At 39.6% G+C, this 19,579-nt stretch carries 15 protein-coding genes and 1 pseudogene; 5 read left to right on the top strand and 11 right to left on the bottom strand.

Translation table 11 applies throughout. From position 1 onward, the window contains the following. Positions 1–76: 76 nt before the first annotated feature. From H6G73_RS10285 to H6G73_RS10265, 5 genes are all read right to left on the bottom strand, one after another. Positions 77–553 carry a chemotaxis protein CheW gene (locus tag H6G73_RS10285; protein WP_190603981.1) on the bottom strand — a complete coding sequence of 159 codons (477 nt, stop codon included), beginning with the start codon at positions 551–553 and terminating at the stop codon, positions 77–79. A gap of 345 nt (positions 554–898) precedes the next feature. Beyond that, positions 899–1,264 (bottom strand): response regulator transcription factor, encoded by a 366-nt coding sequence (locus H6G73_RS10280; protein ID WP_190603979.1) that lies wholly within the window; start codon positions 1,262–1,264, stop codon positions 899–901. Between the two features lie 466 nt (positions 1,265–1,730). Next, positions 1,731–2,909: a response regulator gene (locus H6G73_RS10275; RefSeq protein WP_190603977.1), complete on the bottom strand. Its 1,179-nt coding sequence runs from the start codon at positions 2,907–2,909 to the stop codon at positions 1,731–1,733. Positions 2,910–4,111: 1,202 nt separating this feature from the next. Further along, the gene (gene murQ / locus H6G73_RS10270) at positions 4,112–5,041 is read right to left on the bottom strand and encodes an N-acetylmuramic acid 6-phosphate etherase (protein ID WP_190603975.1); all 930 of its coding nucleotides are present in this window, start codon (positions 5,039–5,041) and stop codon (positions 4,112–4,114) included. A 104-nt stretch (positions 5,042–5,145) separates the two neighbouring features. Continuing rightward, positions 5,146–5,559 (bottom strand): DUF3110 domain-containing protein, encoded by a 414-nt coding sequence (locus H6G73_RS10265; protein WP_190604051.1) that lies wholly within the window; start codon positions 5,557–5,559, stop codon positions 5,146–5,148. Positions 5,560–5,956: 397 nt separating this feature from the next. Here H6G73_RS10265 and H6G73_RS10260 point away from each other — a divergent pair, with 397 nt between their 5' ends. The 3 genes from H6G73_RS10260 (at position 5,957) to H6G73_RS10250 (ending at position 12,410) form a co-directional block, all read left to right on the top strand. After that, positions 5,957–11,413: a translocation/assembly module TamB domain-containing protein gene (locus tag H6G73_RS10260; protein WP_190603972.1), complete on the top strand. Its 5,457-nt coding sequence runs from the start codon at positions 5,957–5,959 to the stop codon at positions 11,411–11,413. Between the two features lie 123 nt (positions 11,414–11,536). Next, positions 11,537–12,049, top strand: a complete 513-nt coding sequence (locus tag H6G73_RS10255) for a 2TM domain-containing protein (protein WP_190603970.1) — start codon at positions 11,537–11,539, stop codon at positions 12,047–12,049. A gap of 13 nt (positions 12,050–12,062) precedes the next feature. Next, positions 12,063–12,410 (top strand): winged helix-turn-helix transcriptional regulator, encoded by a 348-nt coding sequence (locus tag H6G73_RS10250; protein ID WP_190603967.1) that lies wholly within the window; start codon positions 12,063–12,065, stop codon positions 12,408–12,410. Between the two features lie 3 nt (positions 12,411–12,413). On the opposite strand, the gene H6G73_RS10245 is transcribed toward H6G73_RS10250, so the two are convergent. The 3 genes from H6G73_RS10245 to H6G73_RS10235 all read right to left on the bottom strand — a co-directional run bounded on the left by H6G73_RS10245 (position 12,414) and on the right by H6G73_RS10235 (position 14,261). Further along, positions 12,414–12,806 carry a salt stress protein, Slr1339 family gene (locus H6G73_RS10245; RefSeq protein ID WP_190603964.1) on the bottom strand — a complete coding sequence of 131 codons (393 nt, stop codon included), beginning with the start codon at positions 12,804–12,806 and terminating at the stop codon, positions 12,414–12,416. Between the two features lie 50 nt (positions 12,807–12,856). Beyond that, on the bottom strand, positions 12,857–13,462 hold the full coding sequence (locus H6G73_RS10240; RefSeq protein WP_190603962.1) for a vWA domain-containing protein: 606 nt from the start codon (positions 13,460–13,462) through the stop codon (positions 12,857–12,859). Positions 13,463–13,655: 193 nt separating this feature from the next. Then, the gene (locus H6G73_RS10235; protein WP_190603960.1) at positions 13,656–14,261 is read right to left on the bottom strand and encodes a vWA domain-containing protein; all 606 of its coding nucleotides are present in this window, start codon (positions 14,259–14,261) and stop codon (positions 13,656–13,658) included. 206 nt (positions 14,262–14,467) lie between these two features. On the opposite strand from H6G73_RS10235, the gene trxA reads away from it, so the two are divergent. Beyond that, positions 14,468–14,797, top strand: coding sequence for a thioredoxin (gene trxA / locus H6G73_RS10230; RefSeq protein ID WP_190603958.1), 330 nt, complete (start codon positions 14,468–14,470; stop codon positions 14,795–14,797). Between the two features lie 264 nt (positions 14,798–15,061). Beyond that, positions 15,062–15,727, top strand: a complete 666-nt coding sequence (locus tag H6G73_RS10225; RefSeq protein WP_190603956.1) for a nitroreductase family protein — start codon at positions 15,062–15,064, stop codon at positions 15,725–15,727. Between the two features lie 109 nt (positions 15,728–15,836). On the opposite strand, the gene H6G73_RS10220 is transcribed toward H6G73_RS10225, so the two are convergent. The 3 genes and pseudogenes from H6G73_RS10220 to H6G73_RS10210 form a co-directional block, all read right to left on the bottom strand. Next, positions 15,837–16,820 (bottom strand): alpha/beta fold hydrolase, encoded by a 984-nt coding sequence (locus H6G73_RS10220; RefSeq protein WP_190603954.1) that lies wholly within the window; start codon positions 16,818–16,820, stop codon positions 15,837–15,839. A 77-nt stretch (positions 16,821–16,897) separates the two neighbouring features. Next, positions 16,898–17,575: pseudogene (locus H6G73_RS10215) on the bottom strand (N-acetylmannosamine-6-phosphate 2-epimerase); the annotation flags it as partial. Between the two features lie 17 nt (positions 17,576–17,592). Next, positions 17,593–19,575 carry a GAF domain-containing sensor histidine kinase gene (locus H6G73_RS10210; RefSeq protein WP_190603950.1) on the bottom strand — a complete coding sequence of 661 codons (1,983 nt, stop codon included), beginning with the start codon at positions 19,573–19,575 and terminating at the stop codon, positions 17,593–17,595. Positions 19,576–19,579 lie beyond the last annotated feature (4 nt).

The following is a 19,579-nucleotide window of genomic DNA, read 5'->3' as shown; positions in this document are numbered from 1 at the left end:
AATAGATTTTGATTTTTTGTAGGCACCTGATAATCATCAAAGATTGATTAACGGTTTATTTTCCTGGCTTTACCTATCAATTATGCTTGCCCCACAAAGGAGACTGCATAATTAAGTTGGCATCTAAGTTGAACATAATTTGCTCATCACCATTGATAAAATAACCATGTAAAAATGGTGAAATTCCTGGGGAAAATAATTCTGCTGATTGCAATTTCAAATGCTGTGTGTCTAACCACTCTATATCTAACAATTGCCTCACTAATAAGCCTAAGTATTTGCCTTCACTCTCTAGGACTATTGCCATCATCTTCGAGAGTAAATTTGTGTTTTTTAAGAGTGAGGGATAACCCAGCATTTCTTCTAAATCCACTAACCACAGCATTTCTCCCCGCCAATTGTATATACCTAATACACAATTAGGCATTTGGGGAACTCCACAAACTTCTGCTAGGGAGACTTGTAACACTTCCGTGATATGATTTAGGGCAATTACCGCTGTATCTTTCACTCCTAAATTAAAACTTAAGAATTTTTGTTTTGTTTCTAACATTAATTTCCTGATAACTTCATTACTGGGTAATTGGAGATTTTTACTATTAGCCAGACGAATCTATCTCAGGGGATACCTCTGAGTGATTGTAGATAGAAAAGTTTAGACATTATTTATAGATTTATGGTAATTGGAAGTTCCCTAGGTTTGACAACCTTATTTTCCCTGAGTTCAGTAAAAAACTTTTTGAGGGAATTTCCATCACTAAGATATAGCAGGTGACAGTTAACAGGTGACAGTGCTAAAAGCCTTTCTTTGGCTCACTAATTTTTAGCCTTAGTTAATGTCATAACTGCTCTGTCTATTGCTATAATTAATCAAATGAATTGAGAACTGTGCTTGTCTTTAATTCTTAATTAACTTCTTGATGGTCACCACTAATTCTTCTTTATCAATGGGTTTAGATAAATAGGCTGAGGCACCGAGCATATTACCCCACATTTTGTCAGCCTCTGTATTTTTAGTTGAACAAAAAACGATAGGTATAGTGCTAGTATTGGGATTATTTTTTAATTCTCGACAAATTTCGTAACCACTTTTTCCCGGTAAAATTACATCCAAAAATATTACATCTGGCTTGGTTTTATCGATTTTTTCTTGGGCTTCTTCACTACTTTTTGCCCCAACTACAGAATATCCGGCTTGTTGTAAGTAGCGACTAATGATTTCCATATCAGTTAAACCATCTTCAACTACCAAAATTGTACTCATAGTAATTCCTTTTATTTACAGATGAAAATTGTCATTTAATGGTGAACACACACTAGTATAACAGAGTATAATTGGACAATTCTTTAAAACTTATGAAAATCTTGCCTACTAATGATTTGCAGTTTTATTTTCCTAAAATACTAGTATTTAATTGTATAAAGATTTGCCAATCTAGTCTGAATTTTTCAACAGAAATTTACAATCAATAATTCAGTTCAAAAGCTGATTTTTAACAGTTAATTAACCGATAACAACGATTAACTAAGTTAACACCGGATTAACAACTGATGAAAAAATACTCTGAAGGATTTAGCTGATATCCTGGTGATTAACTCAATACTAATTGGAGTATTTCTCAAGTTGTAGTTCCCAAAATTCAGCCTCTCAAGGCTAAGTTTTTATATATGAGTCTGTGTAATGTGTTGTCAGATGGCAATTCAGTCGGTGAACTCCATCTTGGTGCAATTTATGCAGACCTATCAACCAATAAACGATTAGACACATTCAAATATTTGCGAATCGCATTCATCACTCGTTCAGCGACTATTGGTTTAGACATGAAGTCTGTCGAACCTACTACTTTCGCGCGCACTCGATCTAACAGACCATCACTACCCGTGAGGATGATCACAGGTGTATTAGCAAAAGCTGGAATACGTCGGATTTGAGTGCAGATTTCATAGCCACTAGCGATAGGCATCATTAAATCTAAGAAAATCAAGTCTGGTTTTTCTTGGATGAGAATTGGTAAAGCTTGTACTGCATCTTGAATTTTGGTAAACCTTAGGCCGTTACCAGTAATAATTTCTTCCAACATTTTGCAGACTAAAGGACTATCATCTACACAGGCAATGAGGGGAACAGGCGCGTTACTGGTTCTCGGTTTGGGGTTGTCTGCATCAGCCAGTGTAAAGGGAATGTCTGCTACTTCCACCAATTCAATAATACCTTTGAGAATATAAGGCAGCAAAGAACGGGCCACAGGCATCACGTTCTGCTTCATTTTCATGGCTAACTCGCGCAGAGTCGATTTCCCATTAATTAAGTTGATAAAGTTTTTATATACAGGGGGACTGACCAGTTGTTCTAGTTGGTCTGGTTTACGAATAATAGGAGCAAAGTTGGGAGAAATCTTCGCCAAGCCTGCTTGTGACCACATAGACCAGGATTCTTGCATCAATCTCATCGACATGTCTGAACTGGTGAAGCTCATTGGCGCTTCTAAAATCACTTCCTGAGAGCGATCGCATGTCACTTGGCTAAAATCAAATTCTTGGGCTAAATCAAAACACAATTCAGCAATGGTGCTTTCCACAATCGCGTGAATTTGTTCCCGTTGGATTTTTTGCCGTTTATGTAAGATTTCTAAAAGATGATAATCCCAATGGTCAAAAGCAACATCTTCACCACGAAACCTCAGTTTATCTAAATCTATAGCAGGGCAATTTTGCGCCATCAGTCGCCTTAACCTTCTACAGGGATGTACCCCTCCAGTTGCCCACACGATTCTCCCTAAACGATAGTAGAAGATCCAGCGAGTACCGTTGGCACTTTTGAGATTTAATTGCCCATTGTATTGAAGCTGAGTACAGGTCTTAAATTCATTCAGTAAGTTGCTTGATTCTATAAGTTCTGGGTGGGTCATACTTAATTCAGTCCCTTAGTGATTCAGCAGTCAGCTTTTAGAAAACCCACACTATCCATACAGTGCTATGCGAATAAATTGAAGGAGAAGTTATCCTTCTCACTGGTCGGAATAGTTTGTATGTATGAATGCTCAGGATATGGTGATGTATATCAACGATAGATTTATATATATTGCTGATGGTGGTGCTATCTATCAGGCTTGAGAATATGATCTTTCGGCTCTATGTTTTAGCAAATTATCATCAGCATCATAGGAAATTGCTATACTGCCACATTCTGAAATATTTTTTTAATCTCAAGAGTATTTTACTGATTATTTTTGGTTGAGTATATCCGTAGAACTTCTGAACTTATTTTTTTAATAGCATTGTTTATCTGAGAAGATTCACCTGATTAAGAGAGAAGTTTTCGTGAATTTGTTTAATCTTTAATAAAGCCTCATAAAAGTTAATAAACCTCTGTTCAATGCCTGATGGTAGCTAGGCTATGGTCAAAGCAATATCTGAAATATTACTTGATGTCATAGAGATTGTTCGTGTAATGTTGTGATTAACATCAAAATATTGATGCACTTATTTATTAGACCACCTTTGACTAGGGAATAGGGGTCATTATGTCTCTATTATTACTACAATACCTTGGCACAAAACTACTGTTAGCTTCACAAATTTCTCAATAACTTGTGATAATGAGTCTCAATCTCTGGAAAGACTATAATCCTCATTTCCACATATTTATAGATAAATAACTAGTAAAGCTATCAGTAATACTTGATGATGACTATGAATGGACTAAAACAAAACATAGAGCAAGGTATTTTTCACAATGATTAGGTCATTGGTGTCAGCAAGACTAAATATTAAAAAATAGCCCCATGTTGAACTAGAAACATTGCCTAGAAAACTAATATCAAACTTTTTTCCACAGCAATGACACCAAAATTTAGGTATAAATTCTCAAACATTGGATGATGAATATCTCACCAAGCCATACTCCCATATTTGCAAGAATGAGCGATGGATAAGTGATGGGAAACTATATTATATGTAGACATTAATATTATATTAAATTGTCCCCAAATGTACGAATGTACGAAAAAACTATGGTAGAGACATTCAGCAAGAACATCTCTACACAAAATTCAGCATTCCTACGGGTAGACTACACCAGCATCCAGAAACGACATGAGTAATCAAGAACCTATGAGGGTTTTTGCTGGCTTTCATAGGTAGCAACAGCAGCCCGGAGATTACCTTGATGTGCAGCGAGAAGCTTTTCCCCTGCTTCTTTATCTAAATTAGTCCAGTGCATTAAGAGAGCAAGTTTTACCCATTTACCACTGCGTTCCAACAGAAAACCAGATGCTTCCCGACTTAAGCCAGTCAGGTCTTGTAGAATGCGAAGGGCGCGATCGCGTAATTTTTGATTTGTGACCGCCACATCCACCATACGATTACCGTAGACCTTGCCTAACTTCACCATCACCCCGGTGGAGAGAATATTTAAAGCCAGCTTAGTTACCGTCCCAGCTTTCAGACGAGTCGAACCAGCTAGGACTTCTGGGCCTGTTAACAATCGAATATCAATATCCGCTTCAAAACTCACTTGGTCAGCAGGAACACAGGCGATAAAAATTGTTGCAGCCCCCCGTTGTCGAGCCGCATTTAAAGCACCATGTACAAAAGGAGTAGTGCCCCCAGCGGTGATGCCAACTACCACATCTAATTGGGTAATTTGACGTTGAGCGATCGCCCCGGCCCCATCTTCTGCCCGATCCTCTAAATCCTCAGAACTACGTACCAGCGCACCAGCACCACCGGCAATAATTCCCTGTACCAAATCAGGAGGGGTGCAAAAAGTAGGTGGACATTCAGCCGCATCTAATACTCCCAACCGCCCACTAGTCCCCGCACCGATGTAAAATAACCTCCCACCTTGGCGTAATCTTTCAGCTGTAGTATCAATGGCTTTAGCTAAGGGAATTTTTGCCTCAGCCACCGCTGCCACTGCCTTAAAGTCCTCACTATTAAACAATTCCACCAATTCCACAGAATTGAGTTGGTCTAGGTTCAGACTATGGGGATTGATTTGTTCGGTTAACAGATGCCCGCGTTCCTGCAAATTTGTCATTTGTCCGTTGTCAATTTTTGGTGGTCATTTGTTTAGTTGTCAGTTGTTGGTGGTCATTTGTCAATGTGTCATCAGCGAGGGAACAGGAAGAAAAGGAGGAGTAATTACAACAAACCTTCGAGTTTGCGACGAATGCTGTCTAACTCAGAATCAGAGATTTCCGTCGGTGAAGTGTCATCGGCATCCGCATCATCAAACTGATTTGTTGACAATGGGGAATCATCTTCCGGTTGCCAGTCAGTTTGTTCTACGTTAGCTTCTGGTGGCAGGACTAAATCACCGTTTTCTGGGATAATTTCCCAGTCATAGTCATAAGCTTGGCAAAATTCCTTAATATCATCCGCGTCCATTTGTTCTACTGTGGCTGTGGGGAAGTCTTGGGCTTCTAACATCACACCAAAGCGAGTTGCATCATCTTCTGACTCAAACATGAGGATTTTATTCCGGTTTGCGACCTGAATGGAGTGAATTCCCTCATTGTCAGTGCCTGCATTAAAAATTAGTACAAAAACACGCATCATCCATCCTTTAATTCTGAAGTTGATATTATCAAACAGAATACAGAAGTCAGGAGTCAGAATTCAGAATGAATTATGTACAAATAGCAAATGTATCAATCGGTTGAAAAAGCACATAAAATCACAGATTTATCGGTGTTTCCTTGATCACGGGTTTTCCTACCCTCATCATTCACTCTGACTCCTGCTACCATCTGCTGAAAATTTGCCCTTGTTTATCCAGCCAACTCATACCATTTTGGATTTTGGAAATCTCCCCGTTATACTCAAATGGTTGATGTTGGAATAATATCAAAATTTATTTTTATTCCAACCAGGTCAGAGTCATATATCGTGCTAATTGCGCCAGTTTAAGCAGTTAGCAACAACATCAGGCAATTCCCGTGGGTGAAAACCGATGTCTAACTCTTTTAATCAAGATTCTCACTCCTCCTCCACTCGTCGTCAGTTACTGTGGTTGATCATCTTTAGTCGTGGTGGTTTAGCCTTCGGCATATTTTTACTGTTAGCGATGATCGGTGGTGCTTGGCGACTACAGAATTTTGTTTATCACGAGTTAGTGCCTGTAGCCGAGAAAAACCTCACTAATAGCCTCAACCGTCCGATTAAATTGGGAAAAGTCACAGATTTTTCCTGGATGGGGGTGAAGTTTGGTGGTTCGACCATACCTGCTACAGCTACGGATAAAGACTGGTTGACCATCGAGGGAATTGAAGTCGGGTTTGACCTGTGGCAATTAGTGAGTCAACGTCGGTTGTTATTGGATGTTACATTAATTAACCCAGATATATATGTTGATCAGGATGATCAAGGACGCTGGTTAGCCACCAAAATTGTTCAGCAACCAGCTAGGGGGCCGATTAACACTGAGTTAGATAAACTGCGATTTCGGAATGGACGATTAGTATTATTACCCCAGCCACATCAAGGAAAAACACCGACAAATCAATCTCCAGTAGCTGTCAGTTTTACGGAAGTTAATGGTACTGCCAAACTTTTAGAAAAGAATCGCCTGATTAAGTTAGATTTAGCTGGTACGCCAGGGACGGGGGGAAGCATTTACATCCAAGGAGATGTACGCCCTGGTAAGAGTTTGGCTGGTGATGTTCGCATCCAAACGAAAGGATTGCTAGCAGCAGAAATTACCCGGTTGGTGAAGTTGCCATTAGATTTGCAGGCTGGTCGAGTTAATGGTGATGTACAGATTCAATTGACTCCTGATCGCCCGACTTTATTATTTGGTAATGCCTCTGTTCAAGGGGTAACCCTGTCAATCCCCCGTGTACCGCAGCTTTTGAGTAATAGTCAAGGTAATCTGACTTTTCAAGGCATGGTAATTAAGCTAGACCAGATGGTGACTAGCTACGGCAAAATTCCCCTGACTGCTACAGGTGTAATTGATCGGCACAACGGTTTTAATTTGGCGGCCCGTGTGAATGCGGTGAGTCTGGCTAATGCCCAAGAAACCTTGAAAGTAAAACTGCCATTCCCAGTGCTGGGGGTGGTGAAGGCTGATGTGCAGATGGGAGGGGCAATTTCTCACCCTGTGCTATCAGGTCAGGTAACTGGTTTGAAATCCACACGCATCGATAAAGTGGATTTTGCCCAATTGAGTGCCAAGTTTAAGTTAGCAACTCAAGATTCCCTGCTGACGATTGAAGATATTCAAGGAAAATCCCAGCTAGGGGCGGATGTGAGAGGAGGAGGCCGCATCAAGCTGGGGAAAGCATCCCAAATCAACTTAAATTTTGCCTCGGATAATGTGCCTGGGGATGCGATCGCCCAAATTTATGCCATTAATCCTGGATTTTCCATTGGTACGGTTGCGGGTATTGCCCAAATCACTGGCACACCCAACAATGTGCAAACTTTTGTGAAATGGCAAGCACCCAAGGCTAAATATGCAGCCTCTGGTGAAACCATTATCAATAGCGATCGCACTGTCTTGTTCCAAAATGTGGCGGTGAATGTTGGTGATGGTATTGTTCGGGCTAATGGTAGTTATGCCAATCAAAAATGGCAAGCTTTTACTCAAGCTGCTAATGTCAAGTTAACTCCCTTTGTTCAAGAACAGAAATTACCAAATGTCTCCTTAGCTGGGGCCAGATTTAATGGTGGTTTAGATTTGGCTGGTAGTTCTGGCCCCTTTAAAGTGGAAGAGATTCGCCCCAATGGGGCTGCGGTCAGCATTGCTGGTGGCAAAGTGGGTATTAATCAAGTCAAGTTACAAGATAAAAGCTTTGCAGCGGAATTGGTAGCTGAAGATGTGCGGTTGGGACAAATCTTGAAAAAAGCCCATCCGATTTTGAATGCACCATTAACAGGTAAATTTCAAGTTGCTGGTAATCGAGAAAATTTCAGTTTGCAAACGGCTATTGCTAAGGGTGATGGGCAGTTAGCTGTAGATGGTGGAAAAGTTACAGCCAAAAATATCCAATTAGCTGATGGACGTTACCAAGGACAACTGACCATTAATCAAGTGCCTTTACCCCGATTAGCAAATGTTGCCCCCCAACTGCGAGATAGTCGGGTAACAGGTGAGTTTAATGTGGCTGGGTTAGCTGAGTCTATCCGCACCAATACTATTCAAGCCACTGGTCAAGCTAAGTTAAATGTTTCTGGGGGAACGGTTACAGCCAAAAATATCCAATTGGCAGATGGACGTTATCAAGCGGCGGTAAGTGGTAGGGGTGTGGAATTAACTCGGTTAAATCCCCAGTGGCAAGGGGATTTAGCAGCCCAATTACAAGTGATGGGTGTGTTTGGGTCTGGTCGATTAGCGGATGTGTTGGCAGCTGGTGAAGTGCAGTTTAGCCAAGGCATTGCGGGGATTAGGTCACCCTTGAATGCTGCCATCGCTTGGAATGGTGAAAGATTGATTGTTAATAGTGCGAAGGGAAGAGATGTCAATGCCAATGGCTATATCTTGGCTGATGCCCAAAAGCCAGGAATTCCCACCATTACCCAACTCAATCTCAATGTGCAAGCGAAGAATTACAATCTGCAAAATGTATCTTTAAAGCTACCGCAGAATGTTGCTGTCACTGGTCTAGCTGATTTTAATGGGCAAATTACAGGTAAACTCACCGCACCCAATTTAGTGGGGATGCTGGGATTGAGAAATTTGCGGGTGAAGGATTTTGCCTTTGAACCGTTGCTGACTGGTAATATTAACTTGCAGCAAGGGCAAAGTTCTAGTCTGGATGTAGCTGGGAAAAGCGATCGCTTGGCTGTCAATCTCAGTCCTAATAATCGTCCCAACGCCTTTTTAGTCAAGTGGCAACAAGCTTTAGCTACAGGTAGGGCAGTAGAAAATGATTGGACGGTAAATGTTGAGAATTTCCCTCTCAAAGCCTTAAATATCGCCTTACCTGATAACACCGCTTTAGGTGCCGGTGCAGTTGCTGGCCTATTATCTGGCAAGTTCCAAGTCAATCAACAAACATTAGCCGCAGCAGGCAATATTGCCATTGACCAACCCAGACTAGCGAGAATCAAAGGCGATCGTTTTAGCACCCTATTTCGCTACAACAATAATAGTGCTACCTTCACGAACAGTGAACTGATTAAAGGCAAAAGTCGCTACAGTTTTAACGCCAATATCCAGCAAATCAACCGCAAACCCCAAATTCAAGCCAAAATCAACGTTAGTCAAGGGCAAATTCAAGATGTTCTTGCTGCTGCCCAAATTTTTGATCTCCAAGACCTGCAAAGGGGTTTAACTGCACCCACCTACGGCACAGCGGCAGACCTGACCAACATCTATCCCCAAGGCTTACCTAATCAACCTTTACTCAGTCAAATTCAGCGTTTGTCAGAATTAGATACTCTGCAAACCAACCAAGAAGAAAAACGCTTGGCATCCAAACCCATCCCAGATTTAATTGATTTACAGGGTATTTTTAACGGTGACATTGCGATCAATACCATTGCCACCAAAGCACCAACAGTTGAATTTAATTTACAAGGGCAAAACTTTGTTTGGGGTCGGGAAGAAGAACCAAATCGTTATTATCGTGCAGATAAAGTCATTGCTGAAGGCAATTTTACCAATGGAGTATTACGGCTACAACCGCTGCGAGTTGAATCAAAAGATAAATTAATTAACTTTGCTGGCAACATTGGTGGAAAAGAACAATCTGGTCAATTAAGAGTTAAAAACTTCCCCATTCAATTATTAAGTAACTTTGTCAAAATACCCGTAGGCATTTCCGGGAATTTGAATGCCACTGCTGCTATTGCTGGCAGTGTTGCCAATCCTCAAGCCAGAGGCGAATTAAATATTACTAACGGCACACTCAACCAAAAGAAAATTGAATCAGCCAATGCTAGTTTTAGCTACAATAACGGCCGCTTGAATTTTGGTAGTACCGTCTTGGCATCTGGTCCAGAACCTGTGAATGTGACAGGAAGTATTCCCTATAAATTGCCTTTTGCTTCTCTAGAACCAGAAAGTAATCAAATTAATTTAGATGTCAAAGTTAAAGATGAAGGTTTAGCCTTATTAAATCTCTTTACTAATGAAATATCCTTCGAGGATGGAGAAGGGGAATTAGATTTAACCATTCGTGGTACGAGGAGACAACCTTTAGTCAAAGGCATTGCCTCTCTCAACAATGCCAGTTTTTCTGCCCAAGCTTTACCAGGAAAATTAACCAATGTTTCCGGTAAAGCCCAATTTGATTTTGACCGTGTAGTTGTGGAAAGTTTCCAAGGTAAATATAGCAATGGTAAAGTAGAAGCGGCTGGAGAAATTCCCATTTTTACTAGTCAAAATATCAAAATCAACAATCCTTTGAATGTGAATCTAGAAAAATTAGTCTTAAACCTCAAAGGTTTATATCAAGGTGGTGCCAGTGGCAATTTACAAATTAATGGTTCCCTGCTAAATCCTGTAATTGGCGGCAACATTGAATTAGTGGATGGTCTAGTATTAGTAGCAGAAGCTAGCGATACCAATACAGTTAATGATGATATTGATTCATCATCATTGAAAGTTAACAAGCAAAATAAGTCAGATACCAATATTCGGATTACAAAGCTAGATAATTTGGAATTAAAACTGGGCAGAAATGTAAAAATTGCCAGACCGCCAATTTTCAATTTTCTTGCTTCTGGTAATTTGACAGTAAATGGTTTCTTAAGTAACCCAATTCCCGAAGGTACAATCAAATTGACTCAAGGAGGGGTAAATTTATTTACGACCCAATTAAACTTAGCACGCGGTTATGACAATAGCGCCACTTTTAGAAGTAGTCAACCCCGCAACCCAGATTTAAATCTGCGTCTCTTCGCGAAAGTTCTGGATGTTATCCAAAACGTTGACATCAGCCGTCAAGGTACAGGTTTATCAACTTTAGAAACCGTGAGAGTAGAAGCGAATATTAAAGGTTCTGCTAGCAAAATTAATGATAATTTAGAACTCAAAAGTAGCCCTAGTCGATCAGAAACAGAAATTGTCACTTTGTTAGGTGGAGGTTTTGTTGATACCCAAGGTCGTGCTGATAGTACCTTAGGTTTAATTAACATAGCAGGTTCCGCAGTTTTTAATAATTTCCAAAGTGCATTTAACCAAATTGGTAGCGCCTTTGGCTTAAGTGAATTACGGCTATTTCCTACTATTATTGCTGATAGACCGGAAGCACCTAGAAGTAACTCTAGTTTAGAATTAGCCTTAGAAGCTGGTGTAGATATTTCCTCTAAGTTTTCTATTTCTGGCATCAAAATATTAACTACAGACGACCCATTTCAATGGGGGATTAACTACCGAATTAATGATGAGTTTCGACTGCGTTCTTCCACCAATTTAACAGATGATAGTCGGGCTGTAATTGAGTTTGAGAGAAGATTTTAAAATTTTCCGGCTTTTCTCATCTGTTTTTTGCTGCCTGAAACCATCCCACTAGCTGATATCCAACGCCCCAGAGATTTGCTAGTGTAGATAGTATAAGGGAGAATTGTGATTAGAGATAAAATTATGACGGCGTTTGAACATGACAGTTTACGCACCTATAGCCAAGAAGATGTACAACATATTCTACAACTAGCGATCGCTCGTCAAGCCAATGCTCAAAACCAAGAGTTTTCCTATGAGCAAATTTTGGAAATCGCTGGAGAATTACAGATATCTCCCGATGCTGTCCAAGCAGCACAACAAGACTGGTTAGCACAGCAAACAGAAGTGAAACAGCGTCAGGCTTTTGATATTTACCGTCGCAGCAAATTTAAAAAACGTCTGGGTAACTATGCCATTATCAATAGTTTTTTCCTCGTTGCAGATTTTATCGGTGGTGGGACTCTTTCCTGGTCACTTTATATTATTCTCTCCTGCGGTTTATTCATCACCCTCGATATTTGGAATACCTTCCTCTCCAAAGGAGAAGACTACGAACTCGCTTTCCAAAAGTGGAATCGTCAGCATCAAATCAAACAAACTCTGAATACAATCATCAATAAATGGTTTAAAGCCTTATTTATTTCGTCTACCTAAATCACTAAACAAAATGAAACTGAATTCGGCAGTTGAGACCCATCAGATACTAACCTGTGAAGTTGAAGCCACACTGAAAATTATTGGTGGTAGATGGAAGGTATTAATTATTCGTGAACTCATGGATGGGGTTAAACGCTTTGGAGAACTGCAACGTTCATTATCAGGAATTACACAGAAAATGCTGACTCAACAATTAAGAGAATTGGAAGATGATGGCATTATTCATCGAGAAGTATATCCCCAAATTCCACCAAAAGTAGAATATTCACTCACAGACTTAGGGTCAAGTTTAAAACCCGTTTTGTATGCCATGCACACATGGGCTGTAGAAAATTTATCTCACAGCAAAAACAATTAAAATTTACTGATTGATTTGCAAATATTCTATAGCTGCTGCTAATTTAGAGGGGTAATTTTCTGCAAATCTCTCAAACCATAAACCTTCTGAGGATAAAGGGTCTAATTTCGATAACCATTGTTGAGCTTGTTTTTGTAATTTCTCTAATTCTTTAGCCTTGATTTGTGCCTGTCGTTTTCTTTCTTGTTCTAATTCTGCCTGTTTTTTTAGTTCTTCAGCTGCATCTAGGGCAGCAAAATCAGCTTTAACAGAGGCTAACAAACTATCTACTAACACATCTCCTGTTGTTGTTGATATGTTAACAGGTTGTGTGGTAATTAATTGTTTTGATTGCCCACCTGTTTGACCTTGATATTCTTGTTTAATTTCAGCTAATAGCTTCTCAATATCATCCATATTGATAATTCCTACTTGCTTTGTGAATTTGTGATTTTCATCCCTGGTATCTAGTCAGTAATGGCATTGAGTAAAACTTCAGATAAACTCATATCCTCCATATCTTCCATAGTTACCGTGTCACAAATATCAAATTTAGCTCCCGCACTTTGTAATTCATCATCTAAAATTTTGAGAAAACGACTTGCTTGGGGGTCTGTACCCACTTGGATGAAAGAAATAGCTAATTCCTCATCTCTATCCATCTTGCGTGAGGCTTCAATAATTACCTTCATCACTGCCTTACGGTCGTCAGGTTCACCATCCGTAATCACTAAAATTGTCTCTCCATTGGGTTTAGTTTGACCACTAGTTTTGCGTTGAAAATAATCATCAGTAGCATGTTTTAATACGGCAGCTAAATCTGTGGTACCAGAGGGATCATTTTCGCGAAAAATTTGTGCTACTTTGCCAGAAGTAACATTTTCATACCGTTTAAACCTACCAGAAAACAGATACACTGTAATGCCATCTGGGTCAAATTGTTCACATTTACTAGCTAAAGCTAAGGTAGATTCTTGGGCTGTTACCCATCTTGTTCTACCACCCTTTTGGTCTGGGGTAGCCATGCTGCCACTTTTGTCAATAATTAAAGTGTAATCACGATTTTCTAACATTGTCTTTTCCTCCAGCAATTAATTTAATATTGATAATTTTCAATAATCAACTCACAATCATCTTGAATTAAATATTTAGACCTCTTGTTCAATTATTTATGATGTAAATTTAGTCAATTAAAACGCCATAATTAAAATTTTGACAAGAGGTCTATTTGAACTTTTTGATTTCAGATTCAGTAGTTTTTAATAATTAATCAGTAATAGCATTCATTAATACATCTGCCAAACTCATATCTTCTAAATCGTCTAAAGTTATTGTGTCACAAATATCAAATTTAGCGCCTACGCTTTGTAACTGGTCATCTAAAGCCGTGAGAAACTTTTTCGCTTGTGCATCAGCACCAACTTGAATAATAGAAATGCCTAATTCTTCATCTCTTTCCATTTGTCTAGTTGCTTGAATAATGACCTCAAATACTGCTTTGCGGTCATCAGGTTCACCATCAGTAATTACTAAAATTGTTTCTCCATTTGCTTTAGCTTGTCCAGCAGCTTTGCGTCGGAAATAATTATTTAGCGCATCTTGTAATACACTAGCTAAATTCGTTGTCCCAGCAGGATCATTTTCTTGAAATATTTGCGCGACTTTGGCGGAGGTGACATTTTCGTAACGTTTAAATCTACCAGAAAATACGTAAACAGTGATGCCATCAGGGTCAAACTGTTCGCACTTTCTCGCCAAAGCTAGGGTAGATTCTTGGGCTGTGTCCCATCTACTTTTACCACCAGCTTGGTCAGGAGTGGACATACTGCCACTTTTATCAATGATTAGAGTATAGTCGCGATCGCTCATCATAATGTACCTGAGTTAATTATCTGTTGCCATTTTAACTCCCAAATTCAGTGTAGTACATCTATAAAGGGAAGTAATACTCAGCAAACTAGCTAAAAAGTCCTTTGTTTTCAGGTTGTCAAGGCAAACCAAATTAATTCTTACAATTTTGAGCGATCGCTAATTCTTGGATAATATCGAGTTATTGACTTAAATTCAGGAGGACAATCATGTCATCCGTCACTGATGTAACTGAGGCAACGTTCAAACAAGAAGTATTGGATAGTGAAGATCCAGTATTAGTTGATTTTTGGGCCCCTTGGTGCGGCCCTTGTCGAATGCTGTCTCCAGTGGTCGATGAAGTAGCGGCTGAATACGCAGGCCATGTGAAAGTGGTCAAACTCAATACCGACCAAAATCCCACAGTAGCAAGCCACTATGGAATTCGCAGTATTCCCACGTTGATGGTATTTAAAGGAGGTCGGCAAGTTAATACAGTTGTTGGTGCAGTTCCTAAAACCACTTTAGCTAAAGCTTTAACTCCTTATCTTGCCTCCTAGAGAATGTTTGAATAGGGATTAATATCCATTGCTCCTATCAACAAAACTATGTATAGAAATCGGGAAATCTCTATGGTTAAGATAGGGCTAAAATATATTTAAAATTACATCGTAAATCCATGTTATTTTTGCCAGCAACCGCAGAGAATATCTTTGCGGTTGTTTTAATGAGAGAAGTTAGATTTGACACCGATGAAAGATTGAAATTTAGGACAAAAAACGCTAGTCTAGCCCCAGCAATCAAATAAACTAGAGGAAAAGCGCGTGAGTCCAATCACTGAAATCAAAGCCTTAGACGTTCCCAGTGCGATCCTTCAGCGTCGTTCCATTAAAACTTTTAAAACAGACCCCATAGCACCAGAATTACTACAGCAATTAGTGGAATTAACTATTGCTGCACCTAGTAGTTTTAATGTTCAAGCTTGGCGGATTATTTTGGTTCAAGATGAAGCAAAAAAAGCAGCATTATCTGCTGCGGCTTGGAACCAAAAGCAAATTATTGAAGCACCTGTGACCTTTGTCTTTGCTGGAGATGCTACCGCTGGGGAAGAAGATTTAACTCCCATTTTCAATCAAGCTTTAGAAATTGGTGCCTGGAATGAAGGTACTATTAACTATTTTAAAAATGCCATTCCTCAATTCCAAGCAGGGTTAGGAGACAAGCGTCGAGAATATGCCATTAAAGATGCGATGATTGCTGCTACCCACTTAGTATTAGCTGCGGAAAGTTTAGGTTTATCCACCTGTTTTATGAATGGTTGGATTGAAGAACAGGTCAAAGCTGTAATTGGTGCAGCAGATCATCCTCATATTGGTATTGCTGTTTTGGTACCGGTTGGTTATGCTGCTGAACCACGGTTAAATCCTGGTCGTCTGCCCTTATCTGCCAAGGTTTCTGTCGATACAATTGACAATCCTTATCAAGGATAGGCAATTTTTGTATTCAAGGTAATTTGCATATCAAAAGAGACGTTACATGTAACGTCTCTACTTAACTTTATGTGATACGAAACGAAAACATGGCAGGAGGTAGTGCAAGCTAGTGATTATTTTCATTTACCGATTTCAACAGCAACTTAACGGCTTTGGTAATGACATCTGGTTGATCAATCCAAACAAAATGACCGCTGTTTTCGGCATCTAATTGAATGCAGTTAGTGGAAAGTTTTATTAACTCAAGCTGTATCTGCTCTCGTAATTGATTCGCTGCTTTCAAAGGTATCAAGGCAGTGATGAGAGAAACTTTGAAAAAAGACTGAGCTTTGATACTGACAATGGGTAGATTCTGCAAATTATTAGCACAAAACATTTGGCGACCACTTGTAGTTAAATTGAGAATTTCTTGTGTCATGGTCAACCAGTGTTTAGGGCGACAAAAAGAGCGTTTTACGGGCTGAAGAGATGCAGTGGAAAAATTCCGCAGTTCTGGCTTGATTAATTCAAACACTCCCAACAAATTCATAACTCTAATTAGCCCTAATCCAGACCCGAAAATAGACATGAGAAAACCCGATATAAAAAATAGTTGTAGTCCTTTAAGAGCAAGACCCATTTGTAACATCCTGGATTCATGCAAACCATCAGTAAGTACGAGTCCCATGACTTTTTCGGGAAATCGGTGGGCATAAAGACGCATATTGTAGCTACCAAAGGAATTACCCACGAGAATATAAGGTGGTTCTAATCCAGCACGGGTCAGCATGGTATCAAGTTCCGTGACAATTTGATTGCTAGTCCGAGGATAGGGACTAATATCGCTCCAACCAAAACCTGCTCGGTCATAGATACAGACCCGTGAGAGTTTTGCTAATTCTTCCAGTAGCAGATAACCCTCAACTCCACCCAAACTATGATCTACAACGATAGTTGGATATCCTGTACCAGCCGTGACATAGTGCAAATGGTAACCTCCTATATCTACTCGCTGGCCTGGTGGAGGTGTGCAATCTTCTAGCCAACAAGCGATCGCTTGATACAAAGTAGTGGCAATCAATACTATAATTCGCAGATAAAATAATGTCATCACCAGAATTGACGGTCAGAGAAATTTAACTATTTGTCACAAGTTAAAAGCAAGTTAATTTTTTCAAAAACTAACAATTATCTCTGATTCATAACTGATAAATGATAAGCTTGCACTAACAAATCGATGCCAGTAATTGCCGTGCCAACTACCACTGCATCTGCACCTAAATCTAAAGCTTTTCTGGCCATTTCTGGAGCAGAAATTCCCCCTTCACAAATAGTAAAAACATCAAGGTTTTCGACAATTTGCTTGAGTAATTCCCAACCAGGAGGAGTGCAATTTTTAGTTTCTCCTGTATACCCAAATAAAGTAGTCCCGACAATATCTGCACCTGCTTCTACTGCTAATTTTGCAGATGCAATTGTATCCACATCTGCCATGACTGGTTTTCCTAATTCCTGGTGAATGCGGGTGATGATTTCTGCTACTGTTTCATGACCAGGACGATTTCTGATAGTTGCATCAATGGCAATAATATCTGCCCCTGCTTCAGCTACAGCTACAGCATGATGAAATTGGGGTGTAATATAAACATCATAATTGGGTATAACTTGTTTCCATAAACCAATTATTGGTACATCGACTTTTTCTCTCACAGCTTGAATATGATCAGGTGTATCAATTCTCACGGCAACTGCACCATTATTTACAGCAGCTTGGGCCATGGCTGCAATGATCATGGGATGATGTAAAGGAGAATTGACTGGTGCTTGACAAGAAATTATTAATCCTTTGGGTAAATTAATCATTTGTTTGTTATTTTTACTGGCTAATTTTTAATTTTTAATTGATTAGGAATCCAGATCGTAAATATTGAACCAATGCCAACTGTTGATTCTACCTCAATTCGTCCTCGATGTAGCTCAACTAATTGCTTCGTTAAAGCTAAACCAAGTCCTGTACCTTCGTAACGACGACGATAGGGTGTGTCTAATTGTTGAAACTTTTCAAAAAGTCGGGGTAACTGCTCTTCCGGTATGCCAATTCCTGTGTCTTCTACTTGAAAGATAGCTGTGTCATCTTCTACCCATAAACGTAAGGTAACTACACCATCTTCTGGGGTAAATTTAATGGCATTAGAAACAAGATTCCAGATAATCTGTTCTACTCTACCCAGGTCTGCGGTAAAGCGATCGCGTGGAGGATGGATTTGTAAATCTAGTTTGAGGGTGACTTTTTCATGTTCGGCCTTTTCTCGTAAGGCTTCTGCGGTTTCCTGGGCTATTTCGATTAATGAAAATTCAGAAATATTTAATACTGTTTTTCCTGCTTCGATTTGTGACAAATCCAGGATGTCATTAATCATTTCTAGTAAATGTTCGCCACTGTCATGTATGGTTTGTAAATAATCTCTTTGCCTCTGACTTAACTCACCTAAAGGCCACCGTAATAAGGTGGAAGACATGCCAATTACATAGGTGAGCGGTGTGAGTAATTCATGGCTAATAGTGGCTAAAAATTCATTTCTTAAGCGACTTGCGGCTTCTGCTGCTAATAATGCTTCCCTCAGGGCAATGGTTCGTTCCACTACCCTTTGTTCTAAGGTTTGTTTTTCCTTAGTGAGTTTACGTGCTGCATCTCCAAGCGATCGCATTAATTCTGTTTGATGAATGGCAATCGCTAATTGTTCCGCGATGGCATTCAATAAACTTTTCTCATTGTCTGTCCATTGATGGGGTGCATGACATTGATGAGCAATTAACAATCCCCATAATGTCTGTTCAAACATAATTGGGGTAGCTAACTTGGCTCGAATTTGATTTTTTTGCAGAAATTCTAAAAAACAAGTTTCTAAACCATAGGTCTTTTCTACATCGTCTACCACCAAAGTAAAACCACATCGATATTTATCCCAACAGCGATCATTTTTATCCACACATTCATCTGTGGGCACATTTAACACCGAGGGAATTGCTTCTGTGGCACGGGCTTCGTAGAGAACATAGCCAGTATTTTTTGGTTCTATTGGAGCAATAGAACTATATTCTCCTGTTTTATGTAACTGAAATGGATACTTAACTTTAGCAGGTTCAAATTGATAAATTACTAATCGATCTAAACCTAAAAACTCCCGCACTTGGGTCAAGGCCGTGGCCATAATAACTCCCAAATCTAAACTTTTGCGGATTTGGGTTGTCACCTGATTTAATAGTTGCTCTTGAGCAATCTTTTTATTCAAGGCTGCTTCTATTTCTGCACAAGCATCACAATCTGTGTTGACTACTTGTTCATTGACAGTGGTGCTGGGCTTAACTGATGGGAGGAAATGTTCTAATAATAATAGTGTGAATTGACTTTGCTTAGTGGAATCATTGGTGCGGATAATTTGCTTGTAATTTTCGAGACTATGGTATGTTGAGGAATAAATGTCAAAGCAATTTTTAAGTTTAGAAATAAATGAGGCGATCGCTTCAGCATTAAAGGTCAAGGTTGTATTTAATAGTAAATGCTGAATTTCCTTGTTTTTCGATACTATTCGGCTTTCCCCTGGTTTTTCACCGTTTTCTTCTCCATTTTCCCCTCCATCCTCCTGCTTACCCAGTAACAGCGCACTGAATTGTTCTGAGACAACTAGTGTAAATTTCTGCCTTTCCCATTCTAGTGGTAAACAAATTCTCGCCAGTACAGCTTCCGTCAGTACCACAGTGACATTTTCTACAGCTTGGGCCATTTGTTCTAACAATTCCCTAAGCTGATTAAATACACTCAAAGGTAAGGTTCGAGAAAAGCCCAATTCAGGAGAGATAAGCATTGTA

It is taken from the genome of Richelia sinica FACHB-800, from assembly GCF_014698825.1.
GTDB lineage: Bacteria > Cyanobacteriota > Cyanobacteriia > Cyanobacteriales > Nostocaceae > FACHB-800.
The sequence above is the reverse complement of the archived record's forward strand: the minus strand, read 5'-3'. Positions and strand labels throughout refer to the sequence as shown.

Excerpts from the sequence above, each read along its gene's own strand:
- H6G73_RS10285 (WP_190603981.1), bottom strand. The coding sequence starts at position 553 with ATGTTAGAAACAAAACAAAAATTCTTAAGTTTTAATTTAGGAGTGAAA.
- H6G73_RS10280 (WP_190603979.1), bottom strand. The coding sequence starts at position 1,264 with ATGAGTACAATTTTGGTAGTTGAAGATGGTTTAACTGATATGGAAATC.
- H6G73_RS10275 (WP_190603977.1), bottom strand. The coding sequence starts at position 2,909 with ATGACCCACCCAGAACTTATAGAATCAAGCAACTTACTGAATGAATTT.
- murQ (WP_190603975.1), bottom strand. The coding sequence starts at position 5,041 with ATGACAAATTTGCAGGAACGCGGGCATCTGTTAACCGAACAAATCAAT.
- H6G73_RS10265 (WP_190604051.1), bottom strand. The coding sequence starts at position 5,559 with ATGCGTGTTTTTGTACTAATTTTTAATGCAGGCACTGACAATGAGGGA.
- H6G73_RS10260 (WP_190603972.1), top strand. The coding sequence starts at position 5,957 with ATGTCTAACTCTTTTAATCAAGATTCTCACTCCTCCTCCACTCGTCGT.
- H6G73_RS10255 (WP_190603970.1), top strand. The coding sequence starts at position 11,537 with ATGACGGCGTTTGAACATGACAGTTTACGCACCTATAGCCAAGAAGAT.
- H6G73_RS10250 (WP_190603967.1), top strand. The coding sequence starts at position 12,063 with ATGAAACTGAATTCGGCAGTTGAGACCCATCAGATACTAACCTGTGAA.
- H6G73_RS10245 (WP_190603964.1), bottom strand. The coding sequence starts at position 12,806 with ATGGATGATATTGAGAAGCTATTAGCTGAAATTAAACAAGAATATCAA.
- H6G73_RS10240 (WP_190603962.1), bottom strand. The coding sequence starts at position 13,462 with ATGTTAGAAAATCGTGATTACACTTTAATTATTGACAAAAGTGGCAGC.
- H6G73_RS10235 (WP_190603960.1), bottom strand. The coding sequence starts at position 14,261 with ATGATGAGCGATCGCGACTATACTCTAATCATTGATAAAAGTGGCAGT.
- trxA (WP_190603958.1), top strand. The coding sequence starts at position 14,468 with ATGTCATCCGTCACTGATGTAACTGAGGCAACGTTCAAACAAGAAGTA.
- H6G73_RS10220 (WP_190603954.1), bottom strand. The coding sequence starts at position 16,820 with ATGACATTATTTTATCTGCGAATTATAGTATTGATTGCCACTACTTTG.
- H6G73_RS10210 (WP_190603950.1), bottom strand. The coding sequence starts at position 19,575 with ATGCTTATCTCTCCTGAATTGGGCTTTTCTCGAACCTTACCTTTGAGT.